General features: G+C 68.0%; 19 protein-coding genes. 12 read left to right on the top strand and 7 right to left on the bottom strand.

All coding sequences use genetic code 11. From position 1 onward, the window contains the following. Positions 1-156: 156 nt before the first annotated feature. The 5 genes from RCG67_RS14005 (at position 157) to RCG67_RS13985 (ending at position 3,211) form a co-directional block, all read left to right on the top strand. The gene (locus RCG67_RS14005) at positions 157-450 is read left to right on the top strand and encodes a hypothetical protein (protein ID WP_368827137.1); all 294 of its coding nucleotides are present in this window, start codon (positions 157-159) and stop codon (positions 448-450) included. A 108-nt stretch (positions 451-558) separates the two neighbouring features. Next, positions 559-780: a hypothetical protein gene (locus RCG67_RS14000; protein WP_368827135.1), complete on the top strand. Its 222-nt coding sequence runs from the start codon at positions 559-561 to the stop codon at positions 778-780. 361 nt (positions 781-1,141) lie between these two features. Further along, on the top strand, positions 1,142-1,861 hold the full coding sequence (locus RCG67_RS13995; RefSeq protein WP_368827133.1) for a GAF and ANTAR domain-containing protein: 720 nt from the start codon (positions 1,142-1,144) through the stop codon (positions 1,859-1,861). A gap of 9 nt (positions 1,862-1,870) precedes the next feature. Further along, positions 1,871-2,269 (top strand): hypothetical protein, encoded by a 399-nt coding sequence (locus RCG67_RS13990; protein ID WP_368827131.1) that lies wholly within the window; start codon positions 1,871-1,873, stop codon positions 2,267-2,269. A 303-nt stretch (positions 2,270-2,572) separates the two neighbouring features. Further along, on the top strand, positions 2,573-3,211 hold the full coding sequence (locus RCG67_RS13985; protein ID WP_368827129.1) for an NAD(P)H-binding protein: 639 nt from the start codon (positions 2,573-2,575) through the stop codon (positions 3,209-3,211). A gap of 282 nt (positions 3,212-3,493) precedes the next feature. On the opposite strand, the gene RCG67_RS13980 is transcribed toward RCG67_RS13985, so the two are convergent. Next, complete coding sequence (locus RCG67_RS13980) at positions 3,494-3,778, bottom strand: hypothetical protein (RefSeq protein ID WP_368827128.1); 285 nt, start codon at positions 3,776-3,778, stop codon at positions 3,494-3,496. Positions 3,779-4,059: 281 nt separating this feature from the next. Between RCG67_RS13980 and cspE the strand changes: the two genes are divergently transcribed. The 3 genes from cspE (at position 4,060) to RCG67_RS13965 (ending at position 6,002) form a co-directional block, all read left to right on the top strand. Continuing rightward, on the top strand, positions 4,060-4,266 hold the full coding sequence (gene cspE, locus RCG67_RS13975; protein WP_035923571.1) for a transcription antiterminator/RNA stability regulator CspE: 207 nt from the start codon (positions 4,060-4,062) through the stop codon (positions 4,264-4,266). 514 nt (positions 4,267-4,780) lie between these two features. Next, positions 4,781-4,930: a hypothetical protein gene (locus RCG67_RS13970; protein ID WP_368827127.1), complete on the top strand. Its 150-nt coding sequence runs from the start codon at positions 4,781-4,783 to the stop codon at positions 4,928-4,930. A 178-nt stretch (positions 4,931-5,108) separates the two neighbouring features. After that, on the top strand, positions 5,109-6,002 hold the full coding sequence (locus RCG67_RS13965) for a glycosyltransferase family 2 protein (RefSeq protein ID WP_368827126.1): 894 nt from the start codon (positions 5,109-5,111) through the stop codon (positions 6,000-6,002). Positions 6,003-6,062: 60 nt separating this feature from the next. Here the strand turns inward: RCG67_RS13965 and RCG67_RS13960 are convergent, their stop codons facing one another. The 3 genes from RCG67_RS13960 to RCG67_RS13950 all read right to left on the bottom strand — a co-directional run bounded on the left by RCG67_RS13960 (position 6,063) and on the right by RCG67_RS13950 (position 9,144). Further along, positions 6,063-7,223, bottom strand: a complete 1,161-nt coding sequence (locus RCG67_RS13960; protein WP_368827124.1) for a fatty acid desaturase family protein — start codon at positions 7,221-7,223, stop codon at positions 6,063-6,065. Positions 7,224-7,244: 21 nt separating this feature from the next. Further along, positions 7,245-8,297, bottom strand: coding sequence for a ferredoxin reductase (locus RCG67_RS13955; protein WP_368827123.1), 1,053 nt, complete (start codon positions 8,295-8,297; stop codon positions 7,245-7,247). A gap of 574 nt (positions 8,298-8,871) precedes the next feature. Continuing rightward, complete coding sequence (locus RCG67_RS13950; protein ID WP_368827121.1) at positions 8,872-9,144, bottom strand: hypothetical protein; 273 nt, start codon at positions 9,142-9,144, stop codon at positions 8,872-8,874. A gap of 297 nt (positions 9,145-9,441) precedes the next feature. Here RCG67_RS13950 and RCG67_RS13945 point away from each other — a divergent pair, with 297 nt between their 5' ends. Together RCG67_RS13945 and RCG67_RS13940 are read left to right on the top strand one after the other, a co-directional pair. Continuing rightward, positions 9,442-10,539, top strand: coding sequence for a hypothetical protein (locus RCG67_RS13945; RefSeq protein ID WP_368827119.1), 1,098 nt, complete (start codon positions 9,442-9,444; stop codon positions 10,537-10,539). A 586-nt stretch (positions 10,540-11,125) separates the two neighbouring features. Then, positions 11,126-12,298, top strand: coding sequence for a cytochrome P450 (locus tag RCG67_RS13940; protein WP_368827290.1), 1,173 nt, complete (start codon positions 11,126-11,128; stop codon positions 12,296-12,298). 287 nt (positions 12,299-12,585) lie between these two features. Here the strand turns inward: RCG67_RS13940 and RCG67_RS13935 are convergent, their stop codons facing one another. From RCG67_RS13935 to RCG67_RS13925, 3 genes are all read right to left on the bottom strand, one after another. Beyond that, positions 12,586-13,872 carry an MFS transporter gene (locus tag RCG67_RS13935; protein ID WP_368827118.1) on the bottom strand — a complete coding sequence of 429 codons (1,287 nt, stop codon included), beginning with the start codon at positions 13,870-13,872 and terminating at the stop codon, positions 12,586-12,588. A 329-nt stretch (positions 13,873-14,201) separates the two neighbouring features. Beyond that, positions 14,202-15,353 (bottom strand): NAD(P)/FAD-dependent oxidoreductase, encoded by a 1,152-nt coding sequence (locus RCG67_RS13930; protein ID WP_368827117.1) that lies wholly within the window; start codon positions 15,351-15,353, stop codon positions 14,202-14,204. An 11-nt stretch (positions 15,354-15,364) separates the two neighbouring features. Beyond that, positions 15,365-15,550: a ferredoxin gene (locus RCG67_RS13925; RefSeq protein ID WP_368827114.1), complete on the bottom strand. Its 186-nt coding sequence runs from the start codon at positions 15,548-15,550 to the stop codon at positions 15,365-15,367. A gap of 84 nt (positions 15,551-15,634) precedes the next feature. Here RCG67_RS13925 and RCG67_RS13920 point away from each other — a divergent pair, with 84 nt between their 5' ends. Beyond that, the gene (locus RCG67_RS13920; protein WP_368827113.1) at positions 15,635-16,399 is read left to right on the top strand and encodes an HtaA domain-containing protein; all 765 of its coding nucleotides are present in this window, start codon (positions 15,635-15,637) and stop codon (positions 16,397-16,399) included. Further along, positions 16,392-17,333, top strand: coding sequence for a LysR family transcriptional regulator (locus RCG67_RS13915; RefSeq protein WP_368827112.1), 942 nt, complete (start codon positions 16,392-16,394; stop codon positions 17,331-17,333). The genes RCG67_RS13920 and RCG67_RS13915 overlap by 8 nt, the downstream gene beginning before the upstream one ends. Positions 17,334-17,537: the final 204 nt, after the last annotated feature.

Raw genomic sequence — 17,537 nt, 5'->3', positions numbered from 1 at the left:
GCTTTGCTTTATTCGTAGTCTACACGTACAGTCTACGGCGTAGGCCAGGCGTCGAGCACACGGCGCCCCCACGCCTTCCACTGACTGCGCCGACGGCGATCCGCCCTCCGGTGCCCTGCCGAATCCGGCACCCCTTTACTTCTTCAGGAGAATCCCTTGACGAACACTGCTTCCCACACTGCCACCCCCGCCACCACCGGCGCCGAGCACACGACCCGTCGCGCCACCGAGACCAAGGCTGCGACCAAGACCACCGAGTTCATCGCCTACCTCGGGGTGCTTGTGGCCGTCGTCGTCACCGCCATCCTGGTCGGTGACGGCGGGGCCGAGGACGGCGCCGATCTGTTCGACGCGCGTCAGGCCATGGAGTACATCACCTACCTGACCATCGGTTACCTGGTGTCCCGCGGGCTGGCCAAGTCCGGCAGCCGCGAGAACTACTCCGCCTGAGCACCCCTTCCGGTCTGCGGGGATCCGAGCCTAGTTTCGGGGCTCGGATCCCCGCAGACCGGGCGCAGCATGTTGAATCTCCCCGCACGAATGTGAACAGGACGCATCATGACCACCACTGATCCATGGCTCCACGACCTCACCCGGGTGCACCCCGGGGACCGGATCGAAGTATGGGATGAGCACCACCTGCGCCATGCCGGCACCGTGAGCCAGGTGGCAGCCCACCTGGGTGTGCTGTGGGTGCGCGAGGCCAGCAACGGGCTCGCCAAGCTGATCCCCGCCGACGAGTACCGGCTGCGTCACGCCTCGGTGGCCCACGCCGTCTGAAGCGGTCGCAGATCCCCCGGTAGCCCGTGCTTCCCCGTCAGTGGAGGCCTCCGGGTGGGGTGGGGTGAGGCACCAGCAGGATTCGTGAGGCCCGCCTTGGCCCGGTCACCCCGTGCCGAGGCGGGCCTCACCATCTTTGAAGGTCACTCAGGTTGTCAGAGTCCCGACTCGGGGCAGTCACCGCACCAGAAGCGGCGCCGACTCCGTGACCATTCACCGGCTGCCCGGCCCGGTGCGGCCCGGCGTATCCCTGAGAGAAGGGGCAGTCATCGTGCGAGAAACTACCGGCTATCGAGGCCGCCACGACAGTCCACGATGCGCCGTGGACTCGACCCGCCCCGTCGGACCGAGAGAGGTCCTCATGCACCCCGAGTCCTCCGCGACGGAGCCGACCATGGTCTTCGCCCGCATCCAGAACCTGCTGCTGTCCCAGGAGCACGCTGCGGCCGCGGTGCACCAGCTGGCCCAGGTCGCCCAGGCCCTCATCCCCGTAGCCGCCGGTGCCGGGGTCTCCCTGCTCGACGCCCAGGGCACCAGGATCAGCACGGGGGCCACCGGCCATCTCGTGGAGGCTGCCGACGCGCTCCAGTACGACCTCGGGAACGGCCCGTGCCTGAGCGCCTGGGCCACCGCGACCCCTCAGCGCGTCAACGACACCACCGACGACGACCGGTGGCCGCAGTGGTCGACGGCTGCCGCCGCCTCCGGAATCCGCTCGGTGCTCAGTGTCCCGCTGGTGTTCCAGGACCGATGCCTGGGTGCGATGAAGGTCTACGCCACCGTCGGCGATGCCTTCACCGGCCACGAGGAGCAGCAGCTGGGCCTGCTGGCCGCCGCGGCGGCCACCCTGCTGGGCTCGGCCCAGACCCGCGACGCCCCGCAGCGGCTCAGCGCCGCGTTGCAGGCCGGTCTCGAGGATCGACAGGCGATCGACCGGGCCACCGGGATGCTGATGGAACAACGGGTCACCGACCCCGACGACGCCCATTGCGTGCTGCTCACGGCCGCCCGCGCGCAGGGGCGTCCGATGGCCGAGGTCGCCCGCCAGATCCTGGAGCGCCACCCGGACCCGGAAGGGTGAGGGGCACCCGTGGATGACCACGGGATCGGGGCGGAACAAGCCCGCCTGCTGCTCGAGGTCATCGGCCGCGCCGGCATCCAGGTGAAGCAGCTGTGGTTGCACTACTTCACCCTCGGCGGCAGCGCCGGGGAGGTCGAGGTCGAGGCCTACCTGCACCACTGCCTGGGCCTGCCCGCCTTCCAGCGCGACCTGTTGGCCCACGCCGCCAACGAGCTCATCGACCGGCAGCCTCCGTTGCGCGCCCCCTACACCTCCGAGCTGCTCCACCGCGAAAACTCCGACGGCGCAGAACGAACACTCCCCTCCGTCGGTGTTGCATCCGGATCTCCGGAAACGATGTCAAGCAGGCCGTGGACAGCAGAGCCAAGGGCGGCTCCGTCTCCTCCGCTATACATATGGCCCCATTAGAGGCGATCTGCGTTGGGAGGGAGGGCTTCATCTCGGTTCTGTGGTCGAGGGGCCAGGCCTTCATAGCGCCGTCGTGTGCGTGGTGGGTGTGCGGGCCCTGCTCTGACGGTGGTTGTCCTCCGAATCGGGGACGCTGGAATCCTGGCCGTCGGCAGAACGGGTGTCGGGGTTCGAGTGTGATGCGCTGCGGTCCGGCATCGTACTTGGTCACAAGGAGAGCCGTTCCGTTCCCCTCAGGGCAGACCTTGGGGTGCCTATGCTCGAAGGGCAACGTGTGCATGTTTCGAGGGATCGGGGGACCCCATGCGCGTGACCGTCTTCGGGGCTGACAACGACATCGGCCGCAAGGTCGTCGAGGAGCTGATCTGGCGCGGCTATGAGCCCCGGGTCTTCGCCTCGGACCCCAGCACGGTGCCCGAAACCTGGGGGCGCCGGGTGCAGGTGCTGAGCGGGCAGCTCACCGACCCGGTGGCCGTGGCCGCGGCTGTGGCGCGAGCCGAGGCCGTGGTCAACGCGCTCGATCCGCGCCTGGACCGTCCCGGGGCGCACCTGGTGGAAGGCACCGTACACATGGTGGGCGCGATGCAGGACCACGGGGTGCACCGCTACATCGGTCTGGGCAGCCCTGCTGTCGGGCTGTGCCCGCGGGAACGGCCCACTGCGCAGGTGAGAGCCCATCGGGCCTTCCTCAGGTCCCTGCACCCGCGCGTCCATGGGCAGATGCGGCAGATGATGGCCACGGTCACCGGCGCTGGGCTGGACTGGACGATCGTGCGGTTCCTGCGCTCGACTCCCGGTCGAGGACCCGGGCTGAAGTACGTCGGATACTTCGGCCAGGACGCCATCGGCTGCAGCGCCGCCGCCGGCGACGTCGCCGCCTTCGCCGTCACCCAACTCCTCGATGCCCGCCACATCACGAACGCGCCGGCCGTGAGCAACTGAGCCACGGTGCCCCCGCGACCACCGAACTTCAGGCCGCGCTCCTAATTCACCGGACGACAGCACTGATGTTGGGCTGGCCGCAGCCCAGCACGTGACCGGTCGCCTGCTGGGTCCTTCGCCGAGACAGCCCCGATCACGCGGGGGTCCGGACGGTGAGGTGCCGGAGTCCTCCCAGATGCGGTCGTAGAAGGCGGCGCAGGGACCGACTGGCACCCCGAGGGGTGCTGCGGAGGTGCCGGGCGTGTCTGGGTGCGGGGTCTTGTCGGGGTGGATCGGTCCAGGTCACCTGTCGGCGGGATGCTGGGGGTGCACCTGGTACTCCCGCAGGTCCAGGAGCTTGCGCTCTCCCAGTCCGTCCTCGCGGATCCACACCACCCCCAGCGGGACCGCGACCGTCTCCACCGTCCCCGTCCAGTGCGCCACCCCGTGCAGCTGGGCCTGCACCCGCTGGCCCAGCTGCAGCTGTTCCACCGTCGCGCCGATAGCACGGGGCACGTCGTCGGCCTGGTCGTGCGGTACCGCCTCCCCGGTGCCTCCACCGTCGTCTGCGGCTTCATGCCAGCTCATGGTTCATCCTCGTCACGGGAACGCGGCGGCCGGGAACTGTGACCGAAAGTGGCACTGACCTGCGAGAATCAGCCGCCCACAGGTGTCATCCGTCACTGCGCTTTCGGGCTGGCCCGCGTACGGTGGAACGCAGTTGTTGAAGTTTCGTTTTTCGCATTTCAAGCAGTTCGCCCGACTCCGGGTGCGGCAGTTTTTCTGAGAAGACGTTTTGGCAGGCATCGCAACGCCCGAGCACCCCGATCGCCGGGGACGCTCCGTTTCTTCAGAAAGACAGGTTCCCCATGACTACTGGCACCGTGAAGTGGTTCAACGCCGACAAGGGCTTCGGCTTCATCACCCCCGAGGACGGCTCCAAGGACGTGTTCGCGCACTTCTCCGCGATCAACTCCGGCGGGTTCCGCTCCCTGGAGGAGAACCAGCGCGTGGAGTTCGAGACCCAGGACGGCCCCAAGGGCCCCCAGGCCGCGAACATCACCGTGCTTGCGTGATCACGCTCTGATCTCCTCGTGAGATCTCCGGCACGGGGCTGAGACGCCCCGTCGTCGACCAGGAATCGCCATCCGGCTCCGGCCGGGTGGCGATTCTCTTTTCCGCTGCCTCCGTGGTCTCCGTTCCTGGGTCCTTCGCCTCACTTCACCGTGGTCGCCGGGAGATTTGAACACCGAGTGGACAGGACTTGAGCGGATGTGTCGCGATCTGGTCAACCGGTGGTCCACCATGCCGTATCCCTGGGACTCTCGGGCCGATTCTAGGCGGCGAGAGTGGGGAGAGTTCCTGTTCGGAGACTCGGATGGATGCTGCTGTCCGTACCTGCCGGTTGCGTCGTATGGTCAGCCGTTTGAGAACCGTCCGTCCTGGCTGAACATGGCTGGCTGTGATCTGGGGATGCTCGACGTCAGTGCCACCGCATGGAACTGTGAACCCATGGACATTTCTCTGATCGGGCGCCATGTCGGTGCTCGGGTTCGGATCCGTGGTGGGGGAGTCGAGAGGACGGGCACTGTGGAGCACGTCCAGGCCGTGACCTACACCCTCGGGGCCGATGATGGCACCGGGGCCCGGGACATCGCCGATGGGTATGTGGTCGTACTCGACGGCCAGCGACTGGAGTTCAGTCCCGGCGATGAGTTCGAGGTCCTCGACGGCACTTGAGGGCCGGCCCGCACCCGCTGTGATGCTCCGGCGGGACTACGGGTCCTGACCGGAAGGGGCTGTCTCACGAGGTCCGCTGAGGACTGTGTCGGAGGCTCTCCTCGCGTCAGAACACTGCTGTTGCCACCGTCGTGTCCGGGGTACATCGGGGTCTGGGCGTGGGCGATCATGGGCGAGGATGATCTCTACCATGGGTGACATGCCTCCCTGTCAGCGCCCTGGTCGGCCGTCTGTGGCCGTGGTGATCCCGGCGTTCAACGAAGAAGCCGTGATCGAGCGGTGTCTGGCAGCGGTGCTGGATCAGACGGTGGCGGCGGAGCAGATCATCGTGGTGGACAACGGGTCCACCGACGACACCGGGGCGGTAGTGGCCCGGGTGCAGCGGCTGCACCCGGAGAGCCCCATCATCGTGGTGCAGCAGAACCTGGAGCAGGGGCTGGTGCCCACGCGCAATGCCGGGCTGAACAGTGCCACCGCAGATGTGCTGGGGCGGATCGATGCGGACTCGGTGCTGGCACCGCAATGGGTGGAGCAGGTACAGCAGGCCTTTGTGGATCCGGGTGTCGCTGCGGCAACCGGCCCGGTGGCCTATGAGGACATGCCGCTGCGCCGGCTGGGATTGAGACTCGACGATGCGGGGCGGCGATTGGCGCTGCGGCTGGCTCCTGACCGGTATCCGGTGTTGTACGGGTCCAACATGGCGATCCGCCGCTGTGCCTGGGAGGGGATCCGTTCCACGGTCTGCCCGGACGAGGCCGATGAGATGCACGAAGACCTCGATCTGTCTCTGCACCTGAGCGAGCACGGGTTGCAGATCGCCTACGTCCCCACCATGGTCGCTGGCGTATCGGCCCGCCGCCTGGAGAATTCCCCCGAAGACTTCCGGTACTACGTGAACCGCTTCGACCGAACCTGCCGCGCCCATCAGATCAACAGCCCGGCGCTGAGGGTGCCGGCGATCATGCTGCGATCCCTGTACCGGCCGCTGAAACTACTGCGAGCCATGCACCCACACTCAGCTCCACTGTCACGCATCAATCGCGCAGACCTCCTCGCTCACCGCACCAGCTGACCCCGGGCGCCCACCAGCATCCGCGTCCCGGCCCATGCTGAAGCCGCCCCGACGGCCGTTTTAGGGCAGGGCCAGGCGGAAGACCTTCGCCCACGCCGAGCCCACCTGCTGATACAGCGGCCCGGTGGTGTAGGGCAGGCCGTAGCGGGCGCAGATCTCGCGGACCTTCACTGCGACCTCCGCGTAGCGGTTGGAGGGCAGGTCCGGGAACAGGTGGTGCTCGATCTGGAAGGACAGGTTGCCGGTCATGAGGTGCATCAGTCTGGAGCCGGAGATGTTGGCCGAGCCGATCATCTGCCGCAGGTACCAGTCGCCGCGCCTCTCGCCCTCGATCTGGGCCTCGGTGAAGGTGTCCGCCCCGGCGGGGAAGTGCCCGCAGAAGATCACGGCGTGCGCCCAGATGTTGCGCACCGCGTTGGCGGTGGCCGTGGCAGCCAGAGCCTGCTTCCCCGAGCCGCTCAGGACTGCGGCGGCCACCGGGGTGGCGACGTAGTCCTTGGCGATCTGCTTGGCGAACTTCGTTCCCAGGGCCTTCAGCGACTGGTGGAGCTCGGCCTTGGACTTGGTGCCCTCCCGCACCTGGTCGAGTTCGAGGTCGTAGAGGGCGATGCCCCATTCGAAGATCGGGGCGAGCAGGGCGTTGTAGAGCGGATTGCCCAGGTTCTTGGGTCGCCACGGTTGGTCGGCGTCCATGCGCAGGATGGTGTACCCGACGTCGCGGTCCTTGCCGATGACGTTGGTCCAGGTGTGGTGCAGGTCGTTGTGGGTGTGCTGCCACGCCTCGGCAGGGGTGACGAAGTCCCACTCCCAGGTGGTGGAGTGGATGTCGGGATCGCGCATCCAGTCCCACTGCCCGTGCAGCACGTTGTGGCCGATCTCCATGTTCTCCAGGATCTTCGCCACGGTCAGCATGCCGGTACCGGCGATCCAGGCGGGCTTGCGTGCGGCGTACAGCAGCGTGGCGCGACCGGCCACCTCCAGCGATCGCTGGGTCCGGATGACGCGGCGGATGTAGGCCGCGTCCTTGGCCCCGCGGTCCTCGATCACGGCGGCGCGGATCGCGTCGAGCTCGCGACCCAGCTCTTCGATCTGCTCGGTGGTCAGGTGCGCGGCGGCGGACGGTCGCCCGGCGGTGACCTCGTCCGGTGCGGGGCCGGCGGAACGAGCGGGTGACTGTCCAGCGGTGGCGGTGGTCTGGTCGGGGGAAGCGGTGGAGGCCATGGGTCGTCCTTCGTGCGGGGATCAGATGTCGAGGTTGACGGGTCCGGCGGCGCCGGAGATGCAGGTCTGCACGAGTTCACCGGGCTCGCCGTGGACTTCCCCGGTGCGCAGGTCCCGGATCTGCCCGGCACGCAGCGGCACGAGGCAGGAGCGGCAGATGCCCATCCGGCAGCCGTAGGGCATCGCCACCCCGGCTTCCTCCCCGGCCTCGAGCAGGGTCGTCGCACTGTCGGCCTCGACCTCCTGGTCGGAGCGCTCGAACGTCACGAGGCCGCCCTTCCCGCCGGAGCCGGCCAGCAGGGCCGGCGCGAAGCGCTCCACGCGCAGCTGGCCCTCCTCCCGCTGCCAGAGGCTCTCGGCGGCGTCGAGGAACTCGGCGGGCCCGCACGCGTAGGCGGCACGGTCGCGCCAGTCGGGGCAGACGGCGTCGAGGTCGGCGGTCGTGGTGAAATCCAGACGGCGGCCGCGCTCACCGGTGAACCAGTGCACGAGGCGGAACCCGGGGAACTGGTCGGCCAGCTCGGCCAGCTCCTCGGCGAACAGGGCGTCCTCGCGGGTGCGTGCGGAGTGGACGAGCACCACATCCGCGTCCGGGCGGCGCGGTACCAGGGTGCGGATCATCGACATGACCGGGGTGAGCCCGCTGCCGGCGGTGAGCATCAGTAGCGGGCGCGGGTGCTCGGGCAGCACGAAGTCGCCCTCCGGTGGGGCCAGGAACAGCACGTCCCCGACCTTCGTGCCGCGCACCAGGGCCGTGGAGACAGCACCCATGGCGGTCACGGTGATGGCCGGGTCCTGCCCCGCACCGGTGCTCAGGGAGTAGGAGCGCCAGTGCCGCACCCCGTCGATCTCCACGCCGATGCGGGCCCACTGGCCGGCCTCGTGCGCGTTCCAGCCCTTGCCGGGGCGGAAGCGGATCGTGACCGAGTCCGCGGTCTCGGGTTCCACCGCGGTGACGACGGCGCGCAGCTGCCGGGCGCTGGCCAGGGGGTCGATGAGCCGCAGGAAATCCTCGGGGGAGCGCGGGGTGGTGAAGGCCGACGCCAGGCGGGACAGCACACGAAATCTGGCCATGCAACAGAATATCGCGCAGTTTCCGGGCCTGTCCTCGTCCTGTCAGCCCCAATCCTGTCCAGAAAACTGTGGCGCCATGACGAAAAAGGTGGTGCCGGACTGGGGTGCGACCGGTCCGGGACGGCGATGCCGCCGTCGTGGACTTCTCTGCTGCTTCCACATTTTCCCGCAGTGACCGCCGAGAAACCCTGAGGTTCTTCTATTGCCCATCCGGCTCGTTCGCAGCAGACCAGGCAACGTTCCCGTGGCCGGGTGAGCGAGCAAGGCAGACCGTTGCCGTGGGGACCACGAGGTGGACCACAGATTGCACCGGCCCGGGACTGTCGACGACCAGCGCTCCAGGTGGAGTGGCACCACCGGGGTGGGACGTTGCTCAGCGCCGCCGGATCCGAGTCCTGTTCTTCACCGGGGCGGTCGCCTTCTTCTCATGACGGTCGCTCATCACACACCCCATCACTGCGGTGGCGACGACGAACGGGAGTTTCTTCATGCGGGTACTTCTCCATGAGTAGGAGAATCGGGGCCTTCCAACCGGACCGGTGGGCTGCCCGGGTGGAGCACCGGGCTTGTGGTGCTATTCAGGGTTGTCGGCTCGCACCGGGCTGTCCTCTTCTTCCTCCAGCTCGGGCAGTCCCTCGCTCTCCGGTGCGCTGCTGCCGGGGGAGGAGCCCTCGGGCGCCCGGCGGGCCAGGCGTCGCTCGACGGCGTCGTTGAACTCCTGGTCGGCTCCGGCACCGACCAACCCGCCCTGGGCTTCGCCGGCGGTCTCATGGACTTGCGTGGTCTCTTCGCCCGCGTCGTTGTTGGCGGGGTCTGTGGGGTCGGGTGCATCGGGTGCGGAACTCATCAGGTTCTCTTTTCATGGGGGCCGGTGTGGTCAGGAGGTTTTGGTGCATCAGGTGGGAGCCTCTGCGAGGGTGTCCGCCTCGGGGTCCTGGAGATTCCAGCTCTGGGACCTCTCGTGGCATTCCCGAGCGGGGGCGGTGAGGTTGTAGGGATTCCTGTGCGATCGAGTTTGAGGTGGGAAACCGATGTGTGGGTGGGCGTGGACGGACTGAACCTTCGCGTGGGCGGGTTGCGTTTGCGGTGGGGGCAATGAGGTGAAGTGGGTCCGGGGTGAGCGTGTGTGCTTGATGATGGGGTCATGAGCACGACAACAACGATGAGGATAGGGCTGATGGCCGATCCTGGCCTGCCGGAGAAGGTAGCCGAATCGGTTGCTGCTGATTTGTCGCGGGAACTGTCGGACGATCCTGGTGCTGCTGGGGGTGCGGGGGTGCAGTGGGAGGTGGAGGTCAGTTCGGGGGCTCTTCCGCTCACCTCGGAGGGGGAGATTCCTCTGATGGGGCGTGCCGGTGAGATCCGGGACGGGCGAGATTGGGACTACGTGGTGTATCTGACGGATCTTCCCCGGGTCCACGATGGTCAATCCGTGTTGTGCGAGGTGAGTTCTGCGGCCCGGGCTGCCCTGGTGGCGCTGCCGGCTCTGGGGGCATACCGGCTCAGGACAAGGATCCGGAAGTTGGTGGTGGCCTTGATCCGCTCGGTGCAGGAGGGGACCATGGATTTCCCATCCGCCCCGGCGGCCCGGGAGGCGGTGGGGCATGGCGCGGTGCGCCGGGTGCCCCCGGGGCGGGAGGGGGACGTGGCCTATGTTGTTCTTCCGGGGCGGTGGAATCGGTTGCGGTTGCTGTCAGGGATGGTCCGCAGCAACCGTCCCGGGCGTGTGCTGTCGGCCCTGTCCAGTTGTGTAGCCGCAGCGGCGGCCACCGGGGCGTTCGGTATCTTCTATGCGTCCATCTGGAACATGTCGGATGCACTTTCCGTGCCCCGTATGGCCGCGATCAGTGGTGTGGTGATCGCGGCGCTGAGTGCGTGGCTGATCGTCTACAACGGTTTGTGGAACAGGCTCCGCGACGCCACCGATCGGTGGCGAGCCGGGCTGGACAATGCGGCCACGATCATCACGGTCGGGTTGAGCGTGGCTTTGATGTATATGTTCCTGTGGTTGGTGCTGTTCGTGCTGGGATTGGCGGTCATCACCGGTGACTATCTCGCCTCCCAGCTCGGCCACCCGGTCAGCCTGGTCGACTATCTCCACCTGGCCTGGTTGGCCGCCTCGCTGGGCACCCTGGCCGGGGCCTTGGGGTCGAACTTCGACAGCGACGAGTCGATCCGAGAGACGACCTACAGTCGGCGAGTACACGAACGGCGACAGCTCGCCGATGACTACCAGAACTGAAGGTTCGCTCGAGTCCATCGCCCGGTCGGTGCTGGGTCAGCACAGTGGGCGTCCAACAAACGCAACGGGACTGCTGAAGACGCGGTTGACTCCTAAGCATGCCTCGTTGCGGTCAAGATTCCCGGGCAAGGGGTTCCCTGCGATGAGGTCGTCCCCGGCCTCATTTTGAGGTAACTGGGCAGCTGAACGTCCTGCGTTTTACATATGGCCCGGTTACAGGCGGTTGGCGTTGCGGAGAAGGGTCCTCCTGTGGTGCCGCCGATTCTCCTGGTTATGGCCTGAAGTTTCAGCCCCTTGCACGGAGATTCCCCCCATTTGAGGTGCACCACCCGGGCACATCGGGAACTGCGCTTGAATAACGCCACATCATTCAGAACAAGCATGATATGCATTCGAAGTATTCATTTGTGCTATGTGTGCTGTGTCACCTTGAATGGGTGGAGAGGGGTCGTTCCCGGTCTGACGGGTCGGTGACCGGAGGGATGTCCTGCAGTTGGCTCGTCCGCTCGCCCGCATCCCGCCGGCAACGGCCCGGGCGTCCCCGTCCTTGCGAACTCCGAACGATCACCTGAGGTGCACCTTGAGCGTGGAAACACTGGTTTCATCCGATCTTGATCTCTTCTCCGACGAGGTCCTGCTGGACCCCTACCCCTCCTTCGCCGAGCTGCGCGAGCGATCCGCCGTCGTGCGGATGAACACGAACGATCTCTGGGCGCTCACCCGCTACGACACCATCCGCAACGCGATGGCGAACTGGGCCGTGTTCTCCTCGAACAAGATCGCCTTCAACGACCAGATGAACGAGGTCTTGGTCGGCACCACCCTGACGACCGACCCGCCCGACCACCAGAAGATGCGAGCGGTGCTCTCGGAGAACCTCTCGCCGCGGGCCCTGCGCAAGCTCAAGGGCGATATTGACGCCAAGGCCGACGCCATGGTCGCGGCCCTGATGGAGCGGGGGTCCTTCGACGCGATGGACGATCTGGCGCGCGCGCTGCCGCTGCAGGTCGTGGCCGACCTGATCGGCGTCCAGGGGGAGCCGCGGGCGAACATCCTGCGCTGGGGCGAGGCGGCGTTCAACGTGCTTGGTCCGGCAAACCAGCGCACGGCCGAGAACTTCCCGGTCGCCGGGGAGCTGTTCGGCTGGGCCCACGGGGTGCAGGCCACGGACCTGACCGAGGGCAGCATGGGCCGGGCGATCTTCGACGCCGCCGACCGCGGGGAGATCCCGCACGAGACCTGCGGGATGATCATCCACCAGTACGTCGCGGCCGGCATGGACACCACGATTGCCTCGATCGGCAACGCCATTGCCCTCTTCGCTGCCCACCCCGACCAGTTTGAGCTGATCCGTCAGGACCCCTCGCTGGTCTCCGCGGCGTTCAACGAGGTGCTGCGCTATGAGCCCCCGGTCAACACGTGGGGGCGGCTGGTGAAGGAGGACGTCGAGGTGGAGGGGGTCCTGATCCCGGCCGGGGCACGAGTCGCGGTGCTTTTCGGGGCCGGCAACCGCGACCCTCGCCACTACGAGGACCCCGACACCTTCCGGGTGCGTCGCAACCCGGCCGACCACCTCTCCTTCGGATACGGGGTGCACGGCTGCGCCGGTCAGGGCCTGGCCCGGCTGGAGGCCTTCGCGGTGATTGGCGCCCTGGCCCGCCGGGTGCGCCGGTTCACCGTCGGGGAGCCCGAGCGCGGAATCAACAACATGACCCGTAGCCTCGACAAGTTGCCCGTGCTGGAGGTCGACCCCGCCTGAGGCACCGGTCCGGAAGCGCACTGTGTGCCGGTATGGAAGGAGCCCGCCCCGAGGACTCGGGGCGGGCTCCTTCTCGGTGATGTGCCCGGCCTCACCGGGCGTCCTGGCTGAGGTGGGGCAGGGCACCATGACGACGCCGTCCGGGGGACGAACGTCGACATCAGGATGCCGACGTTCGCCGCTACCTGGTGTGCACTACGCCCTTAAGTCCCGTACGGCGAGTCGACTCCGAGCGGTCCCGGCGCGTGGGACCTACCCCAGGTGCCGGCTGCTGTGGCGGGCAGCGCTCATCTCGAGGTGGTGCGGGGCGCGACCGGCTGTGTTCGGGGTGGGTCGTGGGCTGGCCGCCGGAAGTGGAGGCTGTGGTCACGCGAGGTCGGGCGCCGTCGTCCGTGGCCCGGCCGCCGCGTCCAGCGTGCGTGCCCCAGTGCTGCCGCGACGGTCAAGGCGATGCTGGTGAGAAGGGCCAGTGTGAAGATCAACCCGTATCGGCCCTGCTGGGCGAGGTCGGCGGTGAGGAAGGTGCTCAGCGAGCTGCCCAGGAACAGTGAGCAGGCGAAGAGGGAGACGCTGGTGGCTCGCGCCCGGGGTGCCACCTCGGTGGCCCAGCCCTGCACGGACACGTTCAGCACGGCGCTGGACACCCCGATCAGCAGCGCCGTCACGGTCAGCGTCACCGGTGCCAGGACGGTCGAGGACACCGCGTAGGCGCAGACAAGGACCGTCCCGCCGGTGGCCATGAGCCCAGTGCGGGAGAACCGGCGGACCAGCCGCCGCATCAGGTGGGCGCCGGAAATGACGCCCACCCCATAAGTGGCCGCCAGCATCCCCGCGATCCCCACCCCGACACCGGCGTGCTGCAGGGCGGGGACGACATAGGCCAACACACCCATGAGTACGGCACCCATCAGCACGGCCAGGCCGTACACCCCCAGGGCGGAGGGAGAAATCGCATGGCGGAACACGGTGGAGGGTTGCTCGGCAGGATCGGTGGCAGCCCCGCGCAGAGCCCACAGCAGTGCGAGACAGCCCAGTGCGGTGAGCCCGAAAACCAGCCGCCAGTCCAGCAGTGCGGCGATGGTGCCGGCGGTCAGCGTGGCGACGGTGGTGCCCAGCGAGGCGTAGATCTGCAGGGCGGACAGCGACCGGGCACGCTCGACCCCGGTGTGGGAGTCACCCAGCAGGGTCAGCAGAGTGGGATACAGAGCGCCGATCATCAGACCGGTGAACGCCCGAGCCAGCAACAACGGCAGCCAGGCGCTGAACAGCGCGCTGGCCACCCCGCCGACCACCCCGCCCACCAGCGCCATGCGCAGCACCGTCAGACGACCGAAGCGGTCACTGAGAAGTTCCCACACCGGTTGCCCGACGGAGCAGAACAGGGCGTAGACCGCGATGAGCTGCACGGCCTGTCCCAGAGACAGGGGAGTGCGATCGGCGAGCACCAGCAGCATGGGCGCGGTGCCGAAACGGTCGAACAGCGACAGGAACCCCACCGCCCCCAGCACCGGCTCGGGAATCCGGTTCCTCGGATTGTGGATTTCCCCGGAGGTGACTGCAGCGTCGGTTGCCATCTGTCCTGTGTTCTCTCGCGGTCGGAAAGTCCCTGGGGCCCGTATCGACCCGGAGTCGTCGCACAGTTCGCCCGTCGTGGGGCGAGGGTCCGTCGGGGCACCCCGTGAGGTCCTGTCTGCTCGATGGCGTGCGGATGGGTCAGATCAGGACCGGTGAATCCGACCATGGTGGTGGGATCGCTGAGGCCGTGCTCGCGGAATCGGTCACGGGGTGGCCCTGCTGCTCGCCTGCGTCGGGTATCTCGTGGTGTCGTGGCGGTGGCCCGGCCCCGGGGATCGCCGGTGGCGATCCCCGGGGCCGGGCCGGGCTACACACGGAGTGTGGGTGGTCAGGCGGCAGCTGATGCAGCTGCGGGGGCTGCACTGCTCAGGCGCCGCAGTCGGGGGATGGGGATCCGGTGGTTGAGCGCCACCGCGGTGCCAGTCCCGTCCTCGTGGGCCCAACGCAGCAGCACCGAGTTCTCGAGAAGGTCGCCTGCGAGGATCTCGGGGGCCCCGTCCATGGGCAGATGCCCGCTGGCCTTGAGGGTGAGGCCGAACTGCTCGGTCCAGAAGTAGGGCACCAGGTCGAGCTCCGGGGCCTCCTCGCCGCGCAGGAGCGCGGTGGCGGCGACCTTGGACTGCTCGATGGCGCTGGTCCACAGCGGAATCCGACGGGTGCCGCGGCTGGTCGGAAGAACCGCGACGTCGCCGACGGCGACGATGTCGGGCCGCAGCCGCCCGCGACTGTCGACCTCGAGCCTGCCATTGGTGAGCAGCCTGCTGTCGGTAAGCCACTCGATGTTCGGGACGTCTCCCACGGCGCTGATCACCAGCTCCGCCTCGAGAACGAACCCGTCGGCCAGAGCCACCTGTGCGTGTCCGCGATCTTCCCAAGCCCCCACCGCCTGCGCGGGAACGATGGTCAGACCCGCGCGCTGGGCGGCAGTGGCGAACACCTCGGAAAGGTACGGGCCCAGCTGGTGGATCATCGGGGCCTCAGGGGCCACGAGGGTGACCTGGCACCCGGCGTCCAGGCACCCGGAGGCGATCTCCATCCCGAGCGCACCCCCACCGACGACGATCACCGTCGGCTTGCTGGCGAGCCGGCGGCGCAGCTCCACCGCGTCCTCGAGGGTCCGCAGCGTCAGCTCCGCGGGTTTGCCGGGGCTCAGGCGCCGGGGACGGGAGCCGGTGGCGATGACGAGACCGTCATAGGGCACCTGAGTGCCGTCGTCCAGCAGCACGCGCTTGCGGGTGGGGTCCAGGCGAACGGCGCTCACGCCCAGGATCTCGGTCGCGGCGTGCTCGGGGGCGGGCAGCTGGTGGGCGGTCATGGTCCCACCCTCGAGCAGCGCCGCCTTGGACAGGGCGGGGCGGCTGTAAGGCGCGTGGTGCTCCGCACCGACCACGGTCAATTCCCCGTCGAACCCGGCGGCCCGCAGGGAGTCGCAGGCGGTGAGCCCGGCGATGCCGTTTCCAACGACGACGATGCGCTGCATCTGACGCATCCTCACGCGATTCGCAGCGCGGCGACTGGGCACACTCGCACGGCGGCCTTCGCGGCGTCGAGCTCGTCGTCGACGACCTCGACGTCCAGGACCAGCTCGCCTTCCTCATCAAGGTGCATCAGCTGCGGGGCGGCCTCCTCGCACAGGCCGTGGCCCTCGCAGCGCGGCCGGTCCAGGGTGATCTTCATGTCTTCCTCCGCTGGGTACGTGGTGCGTGGCCGTACTGTCGGCCCCTCCGCAAAAAGTGTCACAGCTCACGTAACGTAAATCCAATGAATATTAAGAATCGCTATCATGAATTACATGCATGGATAGGGGTGCTCTGTGGGGGTTGGCCTGCTCTCGGCTTCCTCGGTTCGGCAGCCGATTCCATGCACTGCCAGAATGACCAGTTCGATAATCATTCTGTTGACGCACATCATCGGCGATGGGACAGTGAACTCTGCGACACCGGTGACGTGGGATTTCTTCACGCCTATCCGGGTTGCGACCACCGTCGCGCGCTTGATCCCCGGGTGTGCCGAAAGAGCGAAAAGAGGTGCGCAGTGGTGAGAGCTCCAGGACTGGCGTGGGCGGTCAAGGACAGTTTGGTGACCTATGTCGAGGCCCTTGACGACGGGGTGGTCGAAGCTGTGGCACTGGCCTCCCGCGGAGAAGCTGGCTTCGAGTTCCCGGAGGGCGTCGCGGCGAGCACCTACGACCCCGACGGGTCCTCCGGCGCGTGGCAGTTCCGTGGCGCCGTCCGGCTCACCGGGCACTGGGGGATGCTGGACATCGAACTGCGGGATCCGCGCATCGAGCTGACCGGCCGGACAGGGGTGCTGCTGGTGGCCGAACGCGGAGGAACGCCCTCGCAGAAGTACCTGCCGCTGGCCGACCTGGAAATCGGTGAGCCGGTGGAGGCCGCCGATGGTTCTGTCTCCCTCGAGGCGACGGCCTCGCTCACCGGCCACGGGTGCGTGCTCCTCGGCGGCCAGTACGAGGCCGGAGCAGCCCTGAGCCCGGTGTTCCTCACGTTCCCGTCCCGTCATGACTAGTAACCACGGCAGCACCGCGACGGACGATGACCTGACCCAGCTGGCCTCGGTCAACCTCAACCTGCTGGTGCCGCTGCTGGCGCTGCTGGAAGAGCGGTCGGTGACGAAGGCCGCGGCCAAGGTGGGGCTGTCGCAGCCGGCCATGAGCCACGCGCTGCGCCGTATGCGCCGCCTGCTCGACGACGAGCTCATCGTGCGCCAGGGCGGCGGCATGGCCCTCACCCCGCGGGCCGTGGAGCTCATCGCCCCGCTGCGGGCCACACTGCAGCAGACCGCGCGCCTCGTGCGGCCCTCCGCCTTCGACCCGGCCGTCGACGCCCGGGTGATCACCGTGGCCATGACCACCAGCACCGCCTTCACCATCGGCAGCGCGATCGCCCGCCAGGTCGCCCAGCACGCACCCCATGCGGTGCTGCGCTTGCGCACCACGCACACGCTCACGGCCATGGCCTCCAGTACGGTGTTCACCCAGGACGGGGCTGACGTGGTTCTGCTCCCCGAAGCCACCGCCACGTCCTTCCAGCGCGAGCGGCTCTACGAGGACCGGTGGGTCGTCATCACCGGTGCCGGCACCCCTGCCGGTGCGACATCTGAGGAGTTGCTGGCGAGGCTGCCGCACGTGGTCTTCGACGGCTCCCCGCGGCTGCTGCGCCCCTACGACATCCTCGACGAGCAGGGCGTGGCCTACACGGTGCGCGACCGGGTGGACGACAATCTGCTGGTCCCGCACCTGGTCGCCGGCTCGGACGGTGTGGGTCTGCACCGGCACCGGGTCGCCACCGCCATGCAGGAGACCCTCGGGCTGCGCATCGAGGAGTTCCCCTTCCCCATCCCCGGGCTGGGCATCGACATGGTCTGGAACCCGTGGCTGGCCGATGAGCAATTCAGGACCTGGCTGCGCGGGATCCTCCTCGAGGCGGCCCAGTCGCTGTAGTGCGCCGGTGCGTCAGCTTCCCGCCACACGCATGGGCAGTGCGTGGGTGACCATTCAACGTCGGCTGATGGCGGCGTGCGGAGACAAGGTGCGACCCGCGGGGGTGCGGCGGTGTTCTCCCTGCCCGACATGAGTGGGACATGCCGCCAGGGCCGACAAGGGAGAAGGCCTGTCGCAGCTGTTGTCCCGTGGCGGAACGATGGC

Source organism: Kocuria cellulosilytica (genome assembly GCF_040981245.1).
Classification (GTDB): Bacteria; Actinomycetota; Actinomycetes; order Actinomycetales; family Micrococcaceae; genus Kocuria; species Kocuria cellulosilytica.
Note: the sequence above shows the minus strand (reverse complement) of the source record. Positions and strands in the feature narration are given on the sequence as shown.